This is a genomic window from Rhodoferax lacus (assembly GCF_003415675.1).
Lineage (GTDB): Bacteria > Pseudomonadota > Gammaproteobacteria > Burkholderiales > Burkholderiaceae_C > Allorhodoferax > Allorhodoferax lacus.
In genome coordinates this window covers 62,065-76,938 of sequence record NZ_QFZK01000009.1, presented here as the reverse complement: position 1 = coordinate 76,938, position 14,874 = coordinate 62,065, and the positions used below count along the sequence as shown (strand labels likewise).

11 protein-coding genes are annotated in these 14,874 nt (G+C 65.3%); 3 read left to right on the top strand and 8 right to left on the bottom strand.

Translation table 11 applies throughout. The features are described 5' to 3' along the window. Window positions 1-3: 3 nt before the first annotated feature. Entirely contained in the window at window positions 4-234 is a 231-nt protein-coding gene (locus DIC66_RS23275) for a hypothetical protein (RefSeq protein WP_199534753.1), read from the bottom strand. 44 nt (window positions 235-278) lie between these two features. Continuing rightward, entirely contained in the window at window positions 279-1,313 is a 1,035-nt protein-coding gene (locus DIC66_RS14450; RefSeq protein WP_117178550.1) for a histone deacetylase family protein, read from the bottom strand. A gap of 165 nt (window positions 1,314-1,478) precedes the next feature. On the opposite strand from DIC66_RS14450, the gene DIC66_RS14445 reads away from it, so the two are divergent. Together DIC66_RS14445 and DIC66_RS14440 are read left to right on the top strand one after the other, a co-directional pair. Then, window positions 1,479-1,832 (top strand): TA system antitoxin ParD family protein, encoded by a 354-nt coding sequence (locus tag DIC66_RS14445; RefSeq protein ID WP_117178413.1) that lies wholly within the window; start codon window positions 1,479-1,481, stop codon window positions 1,830-1,832. Window positions 1,833-1,860: 28 nt separating this feature from the next. Continuing rightward, the gene (locus DIC66_RS14440) at window positions 1,861-2,475 is read left to right on the top strand and encodes an ATPase (protein WP_233505931.1); all 615 of its coding nucleotides are present in this window, start codon (window positions 1,861-1,863) and stop codon (window positions 2,473-2,475) included. 60 nt (window positions 2,476-2,535) lie between these two features. Here the strand turns inward: DIC66_RS14440 and DIC66_RS14435 are convergent, their stop codons facing one another. After that, window positions 2,536-3,246, bottom strand: coding sequence for an alpha/beta fold hydrolase (locus DIC66_RS14435; RefSeq protein ID WP_117178410.1), 711 nt, complete (start codon window positions 3,244-3,246; stop codon window positions 2,536-2,538). Window positions 3,247-3,399: 153 nt separating this feature from the next. Between DIC66_RS14435 and DIC66_RS14430 the strand changes: the two genes are divergently transcribed. Next, window positions 3,400-4,449, top strand: a complete 1,050-nt coding sequence (locus tag DIC66_RS14430) for an NADP-dependent oxidoreductase (protein WP_117178408.1) — start codon at window positions 3,400-3,402, stop codon at window positions 4,447-4,449. Here DIC66_RS14430 and DIC66_RS14425 read toward each other — a convergent pair. From DIC66_RS14425 to DIC66_RS14390, 5 genes are all read right to left on the bottom strand, one after another. Next, window positions 4,424-5,794, bottom strand: a complete 1,371-nt coding sequence (locus DIC66_RS14425) for a HAMP domain-containing sensor histidine kinase (protein ID WP_117178406.1) — start codon at window positions 5,792-5,794, stop codon at window positions 4,424-4,426. The genes DIC66_RS14430 and DIC66_RS14425 overlap by 26 nt on opposite strands. Before the next feature lie 136 nt (window positions 5,795-5,930). Further along, a complete protein-coding gene (locus DIC66_RS14420) occupies window positions 5,931-6,626 on the bottom strand; it encodes a response regulator transcription factor (RefSeq protein WP_117178404.1) in 696 nt (231 codons plus the stop codon). 52 nt (window positions 6,627-6,678) lie between these two features. Beyond that, on the bottom strand, window positions 6,679-7,164 hold the full coding sequence (locus tag DIC66_RS14415) for a Spy/CpxP family protein refolding chaperone (RefSeq protein ID WP_117178402.1): 486 nt from the start codon (window positions 7,162-7,164) through the stop codon (window positions 6,679-6,681). A 104-nt stretch (window positions 7,165-7,268) separates the two neighbouring features. Beyond that, the gene (locus DIC66_RS23120) at window positions 7,269-14,126 is read right to left on the bottom strand and encodes an excinuclease ABC subunit UvrA (protein WP_233505930.1); all 6,858 of its coding nucleotides are present in this window, start codon (window positions 14,124-14,126) and stop codon (window positions 7,269-7,271) included. A 54-nt stretch (window positions 14,127-14,180) separates the two neighbouring features. Further along, window positions 14,181-14,873, bottom strand: coding sequence for a general secretion pathway protein GspB (locus DIC66_RS14390; RefSeq protein WP_117178400.1), 693 nt, complete (start codon window positions 14,871-14,873; stop codon window positions 14,181-14,183). Between the last annotated feature and the right edge of the window lies 1 nt (window position 14,874).

The following is a 14,874-nucleotide window of genomic DNA, read 5'->3' as shown; positions in this document are numbered from 1 at the left end:
ATACTACCTGCCGCTTTTGAGGTAGGCGAGAAAGAACTGGCGCAGGCCCAGGCCGACCAACTGGCAGTCCTTGTGGGACAGTGTGGGGTGGATCTTGCGCAGCTGCTCATACAGGCCGGAAGGCAGCAGGGCGTGGCGGATGTAGGCCTCGCGCTTGAGTGCTGTGTACTTGCCCCACACCACGGCGGACAGGACGCCGACGATCAGCACCGTGACAATGAACGCCAGAGTCATGCAGGGCTCCCGATGTGTGCAGAGTTGAACTGGCCGAGTGTGCCTCAGGCAAAGGCCTGCAGCACGTTCACTGCGTTGATGCCTACTTCTTCCACCGCATAACCGCCCTCAAACACCAGTACCGTGGGCAGGCCCGCCTGTTGCAGGCGCTCACCCAGGCGCAGGTAGTCATCGCTTTGCAAGGTGAAGCCGGAAATCGGGTCACCCGCAAACGTGTCCACACCCAAAGAGACCACCAATGCCTCGGCGCCGAAGCGGCTGATGGAGGCCAGGGCCACCTCCAGTGCGTCGGACCAATGGGCGTATCCGGTGCCGCGCGGCAGCGGCAGGTTGAGGTTGGCGCCCTCGCCTGCACCAGCGCCGGTCTCATCGGCATGGCCCAGGAAGAAGGGGTATTCGGTGCGCGGGTCGCCGTGGATGCTGGCAAAGAAGACATCGGGGCGGCTGTAAAAGATGGCCTGTGTGCCATTGCCGTGGTGGTAGTCCACATCCAGCACGGCCACGCGCTCCAGGCCTTTGTCACGCAAATGCTGTGCGGCCAGCGCGGCGTTGTTCAGAAAGCAATAGCCGCCAAAGAAGTCGGCCCCGGCGTGGTGGCCCGGTGGGCGGCTGAGTGCAAACGCAGCACGCTCGCCACCGGCCACGGCCTGCGCCGCGCTCAGGGCACAGTCGGCCCCGGTGCGTGCCGCCACCCAGGTGCCCGCAGTCAGGGGCGAGCCCGCGTCAAACGAAAACAGGCCCATGCGCGCGGCAAAGTTGTCAGGCAGCACATCGGTGCGAAAACTACGCGTGGGCCACACCGAAGGCAGCGCATCGCGCGTGGCGTTGGCGGGGTCCAGCGCCACCCATTCGCTCCAGGCGCTTTCCAGAAAGGCAAGGTAGCGCGGGCTGTGGATGGCGGTGAGCGCGCCAGCAGCAAAGGCCTGCGGTGCGCAGACTTCACCCAGCTTGCGGCGCTGCAGTTCGGCCAGCACATGGTCGGCGCGCGCGGGCACTTCGTGGCAGGGCACCAGGGCGCCGCGGAACATTTCATACTGACCCTGGTGCTGGGCGTGGAGGTGATTGAAGAAGGTTTTCATGCTGAGGTTCAGGTAGTGGGGCAAGGCGAGAGTACGCTGTACGGCAATTGCCAGAGCCAATGATGCCAGCACCCTGTTACCGTTCAGACCGCTGCAGGCCGCAACCCTGCGCTGCTTGAAAAGCAACGCTGATTGGCGCAAAATGCGCCAATCAGGAGATTTTCCATGTCCCAAGCTCAGGCTGCTTTTGCGTCCGTCAAACTCCCTTCCGCGCTGGTCGCACAGGCACGCGAAGCGGCCCAGCCCATGCGCCGTTCGGTTGCAGGTCAGGTCGAATATTGGGCGACACTGGGGCGAATCGTCGAACACAGCGGACTGACGGCTAGAGAGGCCCAGACCGCCATTGCCAACTATGAGGCAACGGCCCGCAACGCACTCGCAAATAAGGTTGCCGCCACACCCCAAGCCGATGCGCTGCTGGCACAGTACATGGCCGTTGAAGCAGATGGCAGCCTGGCGCAGCGGGTGCGGGAAGTCGTGACTCAGAACCGCAGCAAGGCACCCCGAAAAGCCGCGTGACATGGGCCCATCCAGGCCTTTAAAACCCGTGGCCTCCGACAAGCCGGTATTTTTCCTGTTGGCCGGGCCAAACGGTGCGGGCAAGTCCACCCTCTACAAGGCGCATGTACTGGCGGGAACTATTCCTGCCACAGCAGAGTTTGTGAATGCGGATGTGTATGAAGCGGCGCACCTGCAACACATTGCCGACCCTGTAGCCCGCTCCGAACAAGCACGCCTATGGGCGGATACCCGACGTGCCCAGCTTTTGCAGATGGGCCATGCATTTGTGAGCGAAACCGTTTTTTCTCACCCCTCCAAGCTGGCGCTGATTGCAGACGCCCAGGCAAAGGGTTACTTTGTCATGCTGCTGGTCGTGGCGCTGGATGACGCAGCCCAACTGTTGGAACGCGTTGCACGGCGTGTCAATGAAGGTGGTCACCCGGTGCCCATCCATCGCATTCTTGAACGCTATCCACGCACGCTGGCCAACCTGTCCCGGGCCGTGCGGCTTGCGGATGCGGCTGTGCTGTATGACTCAAGCGACTCTGCAGCGGAAACCCAAAAGGCGGTGGCATTGTGCAAAGGCGCCTGGACACAGGAACTGGTTGCACCACTGCTCGCATGGGCCCAACAGGTACTCGCTTTGGGCCTAAGCACCTGAAATGCGCCGCCCCCGGGCACGCAGGACAGTTTATTCAGAGGTCGGTTCCGTCCCCACCTGCTATTTGAACAGCCAACTCTCAAACGCCGCATTCACCACTTCCGGCTGCTCCAGCATGGACATGTGGCCGCATTGCTCGACGATGCACAGCTGCGCGCCCGCAATGGCGGCGGCCATGCGTTCGTGCGCCTCGGGCGGGCTCCACAGGTCTTCACGGCCTGTGAGCACCAGGGTCGGGCAGCGGATGGTGGGCAGCACGGGTGCGGCATCCGGGCGGTTCAGCAGGGCGTTGATTTGGGCCGCGTATTGCTCGGGGCTGCTGCGCGCCAGCATGTCCAGCACGGCCTCGAACACGGGCGTGCCGTGGTGCGCGGGGTGCACCATGGGCTTGGCCCACAGCGCGGCCATGGCGCGCATGCCTTTGCGCTCGGCGGTCTGCAACAAAGCCATGCGCCCGGCGCGCTCCCGGGCACCGGCATCGCCCGCAGGCAGGGGGTGGGTGCCCGTGTCCAGCAGGGCCAGATGGTGCACGCGGTGGGGAGCCAGGCGCAGCACTTCCAGCGCCACGCGCCCGCCCATGGAGTGACCGGCCAGGGCAAAGGTCTGTGAGGGCGCGGTGTGCAGCACGTGCTGGGCCATGGCGTTGATGGAATCGCACAGGCCATAGTCCGCCACGTGGCAGCGCAGGCGTGGCGACAGGGCCTGGATTTGCGGACCCCAGGTGGCGCTGTCGCAGACCAGGCCGGGCAGGAGGATGAGGGTGGTGGGCATAGGCTCCATCTTAGGGCTGCACGCAGATGCCGCTGCACAGCCCACACCTTGCCACTGTGTAGTCCATCGAACAGACGCAGGCCAGCGAGGGCAGCACAATCAGGTCTCACAGCAGGGCTTGGACCTGCCGACTATCGAATGACAGGAACCCCCATGCCACAAAGCACCACGCTCAACCGCCGCATCCTCCTCAGCAGCCGCCCGGTCGGCGCGCCCACCAGCGAGGACTTCCAACTGGTGAGCGGCCCGGTGCCACAGCCCGAGGCTGGCCAGGTGCTGTTGCGCACGCTGTTCCTGTCACTGGACCCGTATATGCGCGGCCGCATGAGCGACGGCCCGTCGTACGCCGCGCCAGTGGCCCTGGGGGAGGTCATGGTGGGTGGCACGGTGTCACGGGTGGAAGCCTCGCACAACCCCCGCTTTGCCATGGGTGACCTGGTGCTGGGCTACACCGGCTGGCAGGACTATGCCGTCTCCGACGGCCAGGGCCTGACCAAGTTGGACGCGGCCGACCCTCACCCTTCGCACGCCCTCGGCGTCCTGGGCATGACGGGCTTCACCGCCTACATGGGCCTGCTGGACATCGGCAAACCTGTCGCGGGAGAAACCGTGGTGGTGGCCGCAGCCAGCGGTGCGGTGGGCTCGGTGGTGGGGCAGATTGCCAGGATCAAGGGCTGCACCGTGGTGGGTATTGCGGGTGGCGCAGAAAAGTGCCGCTACGTGGTGGACGAACTGGGCTTTGACCACTGCGTGGACCACCACAGCAGCGACTTCGCAGCGCAACTGGCTGCGGCCTGCCCCAAGGGCATTGATGTGTATTTTGAAAACGTGGGCGGCGCGGTGTTTGACGCCGTGTTACCCCTGCTCAATACCCGCGCGCGGGTCCCGGTGTGCGGGCTGATTGCCCACTACAACGACACGGCCAAAAATGCGACCACACCGGGCGGGCCAGACCGGCGTGCCACGCTGATGGGCACGCTGCTGCGCAAGCGCATCCGGATGCAGGGCTTCATCATCTTCGACGACTACGCGCCGCGCTTTGGCGAGTTCCACACCGCCATGAGCACCTGGGTGAAAGAGGGCCGAATTGCGGCACGCGAAGACATCGTGCAGGGTCTGGAGAACGCACCTAGCGCCTTCATGGGATTGCTGCAGGGCAAGAACTTCGGCAAACTGGTTATCCAGCTGGCAGACGCACCGTAACCACCAGGCCGGGGTTTGCATTCCCGATCGCCAGGCTGCCGCCATGCGCCTCTGCCACCAGCTTGCACAGGTACAGACCCAGACCCACGCCACCACCCTCGCGGGTGCGGGCGGAGTCGGGGCGGTAAAAGGGCTGGGCCAGTTGGCTGAGTTGCTCGGGTGACACCCCGGCGCCAAAGTCCCGCACGCTGATTTCCACACCACCCGCCTCCTGCGCCAGCACGCGCAGCAGCGGCGCCAGCGAGGCCTCACCGCTGTGGCGCAGGGCGTTGTCCAGAAGATTGCGCAGCAAGAGGCGCATGCGGGTCACATCCAGCTGCAGCGTGGGCAGATCGGCGGCAAGGTCCAGCTGCACCGGGTGATCGAGGCCAAGCGCCACCTCCTCGGCCAGTGCCTTCAGGTCTACCGGCTCACAGTGCAGCGCGGCGTGGCGGCTGGACAGGCGTTCGCTCTCCAGCAGGTCGGTCACCAGGTCACGCATCAGCGCCAGGTCTCTCAAGAGCGCATCGCGGCTGGCCTGCAGTTCTGCGGTCTCGGGCAATAGTTCGGTGTTCAGGCGCGCACGGGTGAGCGGGCTGCGCAGCTCGTGGCTTATGGCCAGCAGCAGGCTGCGCTTGGCGTCCAGCATCTGCTGGATGTCACTGGCCATGGTGTTGATGGTGGCCGCCAATTCCCCCAGCTCATCCAGGCGCTTGGGGTGGGGCACGGCAATGGCTTGCGCAAAGTCACCCGCGCCAAAGCGCAGGGCACCGGCACGTATATCGTCCAGCGGGCGCAAAAGGCGGCGCACCCTCTTGTAAGCCAATGCGGTAAACAACAACAACAGCGCCAGCGTGGTCCAGCCGATGAAGCGCGGCCGGTCGCGCCACGCAGCCACGCTCAGGCCGAACTGGATGCGGTGGCCGTCGGCGCTGCGGCGCTCCAGCAAGTGCTCTTCGGGGCCGTCGCCAACACCGTCCCGATTCCAGCGCCCGCTGTCGCCCGATGGCTGGCCGCGCTCTGGTTGATTCGGGCTGCTGCGCCAGTTGACCACCGGCCCGCTGATGCGGATGCGCAGCGGCAGCCGGTCTACCAGGACCTGCGCACGTTCCGTGCTGGGCGGGCTGCCAATCTCGGCGGCCAGCTTGTCCACATAGTCCATCACCAAGGGGCGCGCCGCGTCACGCCAGCCGATGCTGAGCGCGGCCTGCATGCCCACGGCAAAGGTGGCCGCCATGGCCAGGGCCAGCAGCACAAACAGCGCTACCAGTCGCACGCGCAGCGAATGGGCCAGCGCATGGCGCGACTGCGCCAACGCCCGGCGCGGATGCGCCAGTGCATCGCGGGAGTGGCGCAGCCAGCTCATGCACAGACCCTGGTGCGGCGAGTGGCAATGGGCGCAACAGCGGGGCAGTCCAGCGCCGAGCCCGTGGCCCCGTCCGCATGCGCCACCTTGTGTACCGGCTGCAGTGGCGCAGCCCCACGCTGGGCCTGAACATTTGTCATGGCAGCAACCGGCTAAGTGCCAGCGTGTAGCCCGCGTTGCGCAGGGTCTTGATGCAGTCCAGCGGCTCCAGCTTTTTACGCAGGCGGCTGATGACAATGTCCACCGCACGGGTGAGCATGTCCACCTCGTGGCCGCGCAGGTGGTTGAGGATGTCGTCGCGGCTGAAGATCTTGCCGGGCGCGCGCGCCAGCAGGCAGAGCAAATCAAATTCGGTGCTGGTGAGTGCAAGCGGTTCGCCCTGCCGGGTCACGCTGCGGGTGGGCACATCAATGGAGAGCCCGTCGAAGCGCAGGGTCTGATCACCCGTAGCTGTGGTCAACGCGGGTGACACCACACGGCGGCGCAGCACGGTTTGCAAACGGGCCACCAGCTCGCGCGGCTCGAAGGGTTTGGGCACGTAGTCGTCGGCACCCAGCTCCAGCCCCACCACACGGTCCATCACTTCGCCGCGCGCGGTCAGCATGATGAGGGGGATGTCGCTGTCTTTGCGGATGGCGCGGCACAGGGCAAAGCCATCCATCTCGGGCAGCATCACATCCAGGATGGCGGCGTCAAAGCGTTCGCGCTTGAGCAGCGCCAGCCCCGCGCTGGGTTTCAGGGCGCATTCGAGCTTGAAGTCGAAACGCGCAAAGTAGGCCGCCAGGGGCGGGCCTAGTTGCGCGTCGTCGTCGATCAGCAGAATGCGGTGCATAGGAGGGCATTGTCACACCGCCTGCGCCAAAGGCGCGGCGATGTGAAGCAACTCAACCGCGGTGGAACCAGCCGTGGCGGCCTTCGGTGAAGTCACGCACTTTCTGTTGCTGCGCGGGGTTCAGGCTGTCAAAGAATGCGCCAAAGGCGGCCACCACTTCCGGGCTCTTGGTCTGCACGGCAGCGGTCTTGTCGTTGATCAGCGTCTGGGCTTTGGCAGCGTCAAACTTGGGGCCGGCGATCAGTGACTTGAGTTCGGCACGGGGGTCGGTGGTCTGGCCCATCAGCGCCTTGCGTTGCTCGAACAGCTTGTCACCCACGGTGCCCAGCAGTTTCTTCTGGTCGGCATTCAGGTCCAGCTTGCCGGCCACCCGGTCCACCATCTTGTCGCGCTTCTCGGCGAATTGCTCGGCCGTGATGTTGGCGCCCCAGGCATGGTCGCCGCGGTGGCCACAAGCCGAGAGGCTGCCTATCACCAGGGTGGCGCCGAAGAGGCCCAACAGGGTGCGGCGCAGGTTGCGTTTGAAGAAGGGTGTCATTGCGGTCTTTCTTGCTCGGTGTGAGCGGTTGAACATGAACGCAATGGTGCAAGCGGACCGCCCTGCGTGGGTGTCAGGGCGGTATCGCTTTGTTTCAGTTTATGTCAGCGCGCCAGCAGCGCCCCCAGCGCCACACCGGTGTGCGTGCCCAGGCGCACCACGTCCTCCGGCGTAGCAGCAGCCACCACGCGGCCACCGCCGCCACCGCCTTCGGGCCCCAGGTCCAGCACCCAGTCGGCCTCGGCAATCAGGTCCAGGTCGTGCTCGATCACCACCACGCTGTGGCCGGCGCGCACCAGGCGGTGCAGCACGTGGATGAGCTTTTCCACATCGGCCATGTGCAGGCCCACGGTGGGTTCGTCCAGCACATACAGCGTGTGCGGCGCCTTGTTGCCGCGCTTGCCAATGTCGTCACGCACCTTGCTGAGTTCGGTGACCAGTTTGATGCGCTGCGCCTCGCCGCCGCTGAGCGTGGGCGAGGGCTGCCCCAGGGTGAGATAGCCCAGGCCCACGTCCTTGAGCAGCTGCAGCGGGTGGCTGATGCTGGGCATGGCGGCGAAGAATTCGACGGCCTCGTCCACTTCCATTTGCAGCACTTCGCCAATGCTTTTGCCGCGCCAGGTGACGGCCAGGGTCTCGGGGTTGAAGCGTGCGCCCTTGCAGGTTTCGCACAGCACTTTCACATCGGGCAAAAAGCTCATGCCGATGGTGCGAATGCCCTGCCCTTCGCAGCCGGGGCAACGGCCTTCGCCGGTGTTGAAGCTGAAGCGGTTGGAGGCGTAGCCCCGGGCCTTGGCTTCCAGGGTGTCGGCAAAGAGTTTGCGGATGGTGTCCCAGAAGCCGATGTAGGTGGCGGGGCAGGAGCGCGGGGTTTTGCCGATGGGGGTCTGGTCCACTTCCAGTACGCGGTCCACGGATTCAAACCCGCTGACGGAGGTGCAGCCGGTCCATTGGATTTCTTCTCCAGCGTCGAGCGCGTCACGTCCGGCCTTGGTGCTGCGCTTCTGTACGCCCGTTTGCACGTTGGCCAGCAACACGTCGCGGGCCAAAGTGGACTTGCCGGAACCCGAGACACCGGTGATGGCGACCAAGCGTTTGAGTGGGATGTGGGCGGTGACGTTTTGCAGGTTGTGGAGGTTCGCACCTTCGACGGTGAGCCAGTCTATTTTTTCGTGGCTTGGTTTTTTGGTTCCGTTGTTGGCTGAGCCCGCAGCGGCGGAGCCTGGGGCGGACTCCTCATACTGCAAGCACAAATCGTCGCCCGCCCCAGGCCCCGCCGCTGCTGCGTCCGAGGTGGTTTGAGCGCCTGGCGTTTGCACGACCGCATGGGTTGATGCGTCGGTGCTGGTATGAGTGCCAGCCATTTGTGCCGCACGCAACTGCGCTTGGTCTGCCTCTGCATGGGCTTGGTTGGACAGCGTGGCATAGTCCTCCGCCTCTTTCTCACGCGCCACAAACTCCGCATTGGCCGCCACACTGGCAGCAGCGTTCGCCGCGATCACCGCCGCCTTGGCTGCCTTGCCGGAGAGCTTCTTTCCACCGTTGGCGCCCCCACCAACCGCGGAGGAAGCCGGTATGCCGGGTGACGATTTGCGCTCGCGCCATGAGGAGCCCGGCATACCGGCTTCCTCCGCAGCGCGCGCCAACAATGCAGCCTCAGCAGAGGCATCCAAAGCCAAGGAATCGAGATAAGAAACAACGTGACGACGGTCCCCCAACGGATGCCGAATCGCATGCAGCAAATAGCGCCCGGTCTGTGACTCGGCCACCGCCTGCACATCCGCAACCGAGCCTTGGGCAACCAGGCGCCCACCGCGCTTGCCCGCACTCGGGCCTATGTCAATGATGTGGTCGGCCGCGCGAATCGTGTCTTCGTCATGCTCCACCACCACCAGCGTGTTGCCCTTGTCGCTGAGCAACTGCAGGGCGCCCAGCAGAATCTTGTTGTCGCGCGCATGCAAGCCAATCGTGGGCTCGTCCAGCACGTAACACACACCCTGCAGATTGCTGCCCAGTTGTGCGGCCAGGCGGATGCGCTGCGCCTCGCCGCCGCTGAGCGTGGGTGCGCCCCGGTCCAGCGTCAGGTAGCCCAGGCCCACTTCTTCCATGAACTCCAGACGGCTCTTGATCTCGGGGATCAGGTCACGGGCGATATCGCTCTCGCGCTGCGTCAGGCCACCTACCAATTGCAGCGTCTCCACCCACTTGCGCACGTCGGTGACCGACAGGCGCGCCACCTCGGTGATGCCAATGCCCGCAAAGGTCACAGCGCGGGCGGTGGGGTTCAGGCGGGTGCCGTGGCAGCTGGGGCAGGTGGCGTCCACCAGGTCTTCCACATCGGCCTCGGCAAAGGTCTGCTCGCGGCCCTGGTTGTCGTCGGCCTTGACCGAGTCGTCAAACACCTTGCGCTGGTCGCGGGTCAAGGCCACACCGGTGCCCACGCAATCGGGGCACCAGCCGTGCTTGCTGTTGTAACTGAACAGGCGCGGGTCCAGCTCGGCATACGAGGTGGAACACACCGGGCAGGCGCGCTTGGTGGAAAAGGCCTGCAACTTGCCGATACCGGCTGCCGGTGTGCCGTTGGCCATGGCTTCGCGCAAACCGCCCAGGTCGCTGAGCACCTGCACCACGCCCTTGCCGTGGGTGAGCGCGTCGGCCAGCGCGTGGCGCAGCGCGGCCTCGTTGGCGGGACTCACATCCAGGCTGGCCACGGGCAGCTCGATGTTGTGTTCCTTGAACCGGTCTATGCGCGGAAAGCCGGTGGTGGGCAAAAAGTTGCCATCCACTCGCAGGTGCGTGAAGCCACGCGGGCGCGCCCAGTCGGCCAGCTCGGTGTACACGCCCTTGCGCCCGGACACCAACGGCGCCAAGAGGCCAATGTGCTGGCCCCTATACGTCTTGAGCAGCTGCGCCGCAATGCTGTCGGCCGACTGCGGCTGCACGGCCGCGCCGTCCTTGAAGCAGTGCTGCGTGCCCAGCTTCACGTACAGCAGGCGCAGGTAGTGCCAGACCTCGGTGGTGGTACCCACGGTGGACTTGCGCCCACCGCGGCTCAGGCGCTGCTCGATGGCCACGGTGGGCGGTATGCCGTACACCGCGTCCACTTCCGGGCGCCCCGCCGGTTGCACGATGGAGCGGGCGTAGGCGTTGAGCGATTCGAGATAACGGCGCTGCCCTTCGTTGAAGAGGATGTCAAAGGCCAGGGTCGATTTGCCGGAGCCCGAGACACCGGTGACCACACTGAACTTGCCACGCGGTATGTCCACGCTCAGGGACTTGAGGTTGTGCTCCTTGGCGTTGACGATGCGGATGTTGTTGTCGGGTTTGGACTTTGAATTGACAGGCAGTGACGTACCAACACCCGCTTCGGAGGGGGATGCGCCGGGCAACGATTTGCGCTCGCGCCATGAGGCGCCCGGCGCATCCCCCTCCGAAGCAGCGAGCGCAGTAGCGCCACCAGCGGCCGCAAGTCCAACCGCAGCACGTATCGCTTCCGAGCCCGCCAGAAACGCCAGCTCCCGCGCCGTCTCCGCAGCACTCTGCGCATACGCATCGGCCGCAGAAAATTCGCGTACCTCGTGCACCACGCCCATGGCCGCTGCGTAGTCGCGCAAGGCCTTGCCGGTGTGCGAAGTGGGATGCAAGAGCATTTCTTCCGGCGTGCCCACACCGACCAACTCGCCACCGCCCTCGCCGCCTTCGGGCCCCAGGTCGATCAGCCAGTCGGAGGCGCGGATGACATCCAGGTTGTGCTCGATCACCACCAGCGAATGGCCAGCGTCCAGCAGCTTGCGCAGGGCGCGCATCAGCTTGGCGATGTCATCAAAGTGCAGACCGGTGGTGGGCTCGTCCAGCATGAACAGCGCACCGCGCCGGGCCGTGGCCTGGCGGCTGGCGCTGCTGCTCTTGGCGGCCTCGGCCAGGAAACCGGCCAGCTTCAGGCGCTGGGCCTCGCCGCCTGAGAGCGTGGGCACGGGCTGGCCCAGCTTCACGTATTCCAGGCCCACATCCACGATGGGTTGCAGCACGCGGATCACATCGCGGTCGGCGCTGAACAGGTCGGCCGCTTCGCTGACCGTCAGGTCCAGCACATCGGCTACGTTGAGGGCCCGGCCCTTGCGTTCGATGGTGACTTCCAGAATCTCCGGCCGGTAGCGCTTGCCGTCGCAGTCCGGGCAGCGCAGATACACGTCGCTGAGGAACTGCATCTCGATGTGCTCAAAGCCCGAGCCGCCGCAGGTGGGGCAGCGGCCATCGCCACTGTTGAAGCTGAACTTGGAGCCGGTGTAGCTGCGCTCGCGCGACAGCGGCGCCACGGCAAACAGTTCGCGGATGGCATCCCAGGCGCCCACGTAGCTGACCGGGTTGGAGCGCGCCGTTTTTCCGATGGGCGACTGGTCCACAAACACCACTTCGCTGAGCATTTCGGCGCCCAGCAGGCGGCTGTGCGCGCCCGGTGTTTCTGTGGCCTTGCCGAAGTGGCGCAGCAGGGCGGGGGTGAGCACATCCTGGATCAAGGTGGACTTGCCGGAGCCCGAGACGCCGGTGATGCAGACCAGGCGTTGCAGCGGGATTTCGACCGTGATGTTCTTGAGGTTGTGTTCGGTGACACCTTCCAGAATCAGGCGCGGCGTGTTTTCGGCCACCATGCGCTTGAAACCCATGCCGACCTGTTTGCGCCCGCCCAGATACGCGCCGGTGAGGGTGTCGGCGCTGCGCAGGGCGTCGGTTGTTCCGTCAAACACAATCTGCCCGCCTTTTTCGCCAGGGCCGGGGCCCATGTCGATCATGCGGTCGGCGGCGAGCATGACGGCCGGGTCATGTTCCACCACGACCAGGGTGTTGCCCGCATCGCGCAGGCGTTGCATGGCCACGATGATGCGGTGCATGTCGCGCGGGTGCAGTCCGATGCTGGGCTCATCCAGCACGAACAGGGTGTTGACCAGGCTGGTGCCCAGGGCGGTGGTGAGGTTGATGCGCTGCACCTCGCCACCGCTCAGCGTTCTGCTTTGGCGGTCCAGGGTGAGGTAGCCGATGCCGACTTCGCACAGGTATTTCAGGCGGGTGCCGACTTCTTCGAACAACAGTTTGAGGGTTCTGAAGTCGGCTTCTGTTGTGGTCGCTGTTGTAGTCGTTGTAGTTGAGCTTGATGGGCTACCTTGCTCCGTCTCCGGGGGGGCGGAGTCAGGGGGTATGGCGGGCGGCTCATACTGCAAGCACAAATCGCCGCCCACCATACCCCCTGCCTCCGCCTCGCTGTTCGTAGCGTTGCTCGCCGGATGTGCTCCTGCGGCAAGTGATGTTTCCGGCGCGAAACCTTCCGTCCGCAACGCTTCGGTCGGGGTATCGGGGGGTGACGATTTGCGCTCGCGCCATGAGGAGCCCCCCGATACCCCGACCGAAGCCCCCCCGGCGGCAAACAGAGATGAACCCAAATCCAATTCAAGCTGCAGAGAATCAAAGAACCGCCGCAACCGGTCCAGCGGCATCAACATCATGTCGTGCAAACACAGGCCCGGCAGCGCCTCCAGTTGCGCGCGGGTCCACGCCACGCCTTGCGGCATGAAGCGCTTCTCTGGCGGCAAAACCGCATCCGCCTGGGCCTTGGAGCCGATGCGCCACAACAGACTCTCGGTCTTCAGACGCGCACCACCACAGGTGCCACAGGGCGTGTAGCTGCGGTACTTGGACAAGAGCACGCGGATGTGCATCTTGTAGGCCTTGGTCTCAAGGTACTCGAAGAAACGGTCCACGCCGAACCAGTGCTGGTTCCACTTGCCGTTCCAGTTCGGCGAGCCCTTGAGCACCCAGTTCTGCTGCTCGGGCGTGAGCTTGTACCAGGCCGTGTCACGCGGAATGCCGGCGGCTTCGGCGTGGCGCATCAGGTCGTCCTGGCACTCCTGCCACGCCGGGGTCTGCATGGGCTTGATGGCGCCGGCGCGCAGGGTCAGCTTGTCGTTGGGGATGACCAGGCCATAGTCCACCCCCACCACCCGGCCAAAGCCGCGGCAGGCCTCGCAGGCACCCACGGCCGAGTTGAAGGAGAACATGGAGGCGATCGGGTCGGTGTAGCGCAGGTCGCTTTGCGGGCAATGCAGGCCGGTGGAGAAGCGCCAGGTGGGTTCGGGCTGTGCGCCCTCTTCCACCGGGTTGGCCTCATCCAGCACATACACATTCAGGCGGCCACTGCCGCGCTTCAATGCGGTTTCAATCGCCTCCAGGGCGCGGGCTTTTTCCACGCCGGCTATGCGGAAGCGGTCGGCCACCACGTCCAGAAATTTGACAGCACTATTGGCGGCTTCGCGGGCGGCGCTGGCAGCGGCTGCCTTGCCGCTGGTCTTGGCCGCGGCCTTGACAGCCTTGGCCGGTGTGGCCTCGCTGCTCAGGCGCTCGCGCGTGCCAGTGCGCTCGGCATGCACGCGGGTAAAGCCGCTGGCGCTCAGCCATTGGGTGAGCTCTTCGGCCGAGGTGTCGGCGGGCAACTCCACGGGGAAGGTGAGAACCAGCCTGGGGTTGTTCGCTAGTACGGCACGGCGCACCAGCTCTGCATAAATCGTCTCGGGCGTGTCGTGCTGCACCGGCAGCGCGGTCTGCCGGTCGAACAGGCTGCCGGCGCGTGAGAACAAGAGCTTCAGGTGGTCGTTGAGCTCCGTCATGGTGCCCACGGTGGAGCGGCTGGAGCGTACCGGGTTGGTCTGGTCGATGGCGATGGCGGGGGGCACGCCCTCCACCTTGTCCACCGCCGGCTTGTCCATGCGGTCCAGGAACTGGCGCGCATAGGCCGAAAACGTTTCCACGTAGCGGCGCTGGCCTTCGGCGTACAGGGTGTCAAACACCAGGCTGGATTTGCCCGAGCCGCTGGGGCCGGTGACTACGGTGAGTTCGCCGGTGCGGATGTCCAGGTCAAGGTTCTTGAGATTGTGCTGTCGCGCGCCGCGAATGCGGATACTGCCCTGGGACATAAGTGGCTGCTCTTTCGAATGGGGACAGACATTCTAGGAGCTAAGCATTAACCTTTACCGGTCAACGCGAAAGCGCTGGCCCTTGAAAAGGAAGACCGCACTGTTGGCGCTGATGTCTTCCAGCAGCAGGCCAGGTGCCACCTGCTGGCCTTTGCTCACGACCTGGTCATTGATGATCAGCGTCCACTCGGGCGGCGACTCGGAATACAGGGCGCCGCTGATAGCCAGCGCAGGTATCTGGCGCCGCACAGCATCGGGCAAGTCGCCCAACGGGGGTATGGCACCGGAAGCGGCAGTGGGGGCTGGCGCAGGTCCTGACGCGGCCAGCGCCGGCGTGGGGGTCGGCACAGCCGCCTTCGGGGGCACGGGTACCGATGCAGTCGCAGGTGCCGACGGCGCAGCAGCAGCCGGCAGCAGCGGCTTAGCCGGCACTGCGGCTGCGGCCTTGGCCACCGGAGCCACTGGCGCTGCGGATACCGTCGCTTCTGACGTTGCCAAAGAGGGTGTTGCTGGCACGGCCGAAGTGGTGGGTGGCACGGTGTCACCAGAGGGCGTGCGCCATACCTGCCAACCCAGCCCCAGCAAGACGGCCAGCAGCAGCGCCAGCATAGCCAGCCACCAGGGCCGGTAGCGGCTACCGTAGGCTATGTAGATGGAGCTGCTGGCCTGGGCACTGTGCAGTCCGGGCACGGCACCGCTCTCGCGCTCGGATTCGGCACGCTTCAGGGCGTCAAGAATGTAGGACATG

Excerpts from the sequence above, each read along its gene's own strand:
- DIC66_RS14390 (WP_117178400.1), bottom strand. The coding sequence starts at position 14,873 with ATGTCCTACATTCTTGACGCCCTGAAGCGTGCCGAATCCGAGCGCGAG.
- DIC66_RS23275 (WP_199534753.1), bottom strand. The coding sequence starts at position 234 with ATGACTCTGGCGTTCATTGTCACGGTGCTGATCGTCGGCGTCCTGTCC.
- DIC66_RS14425 (WP_117178406.1), bottom strand. The coding sequence starts at position 5,794 with ATGAGCTGGCTGCGCCACTCCCGCGATGCACTGGCGCATCCGCGCCGG.
- DIC66_RS14450 (WP_117178550.1), bottom strand. The coding sequence starts at position 1,313 with ATGAAAACCTTCTTCAATCACCTCCACGCCCAGCACCAGGGTCAGTAT.
- DIC66_RS14420 (WP_117178404.1), bottom strand. The coding sequence starts at position 6,626 with ATGCACCGCATTCTGCTGATCGACGACGACGCGCAACTAGGCCCGCCC.
- DIC66_RS14430 (WP_117178408.1), top strand. The coding sequence starts at position 3,400 with ATGCCACAAAGCACCACGCTCAACCGCCGCATCCTCCTCAGCAGCCGC.
- DIC66_RS14435 (WP_117178410.1), bottom strand. The coding sequence starts at position 3,246 with ATGCCCACCACCCTCATCCTCCTGCCCGGCCTGGTCTGCGACAGCGCC.
- DIC66_RS23120 (WP_233505930.1), bottom strand. The coding sequence starts at position 14,126 with ATGTCCCAGGGCAGTATCCGCATTCGCGGCGCGCGACAGCACAATCTC.
- DIC66_RS14445 (WP_117178413.1), top strand. The coding sequence starts at position 1,479 with ATGTCCCAAGCTCAGGCTGCTTTTGCGTCCGTCAAACTCCCTTCCGCG.
- DIC66_RS14415 (WP_117178402.1), bottom strand. The coding sequence starts at position 7,164 with ATGACACCCTTCTTCAAACGCAACCTGCGCCGCACCCTGTTGGGCCTC.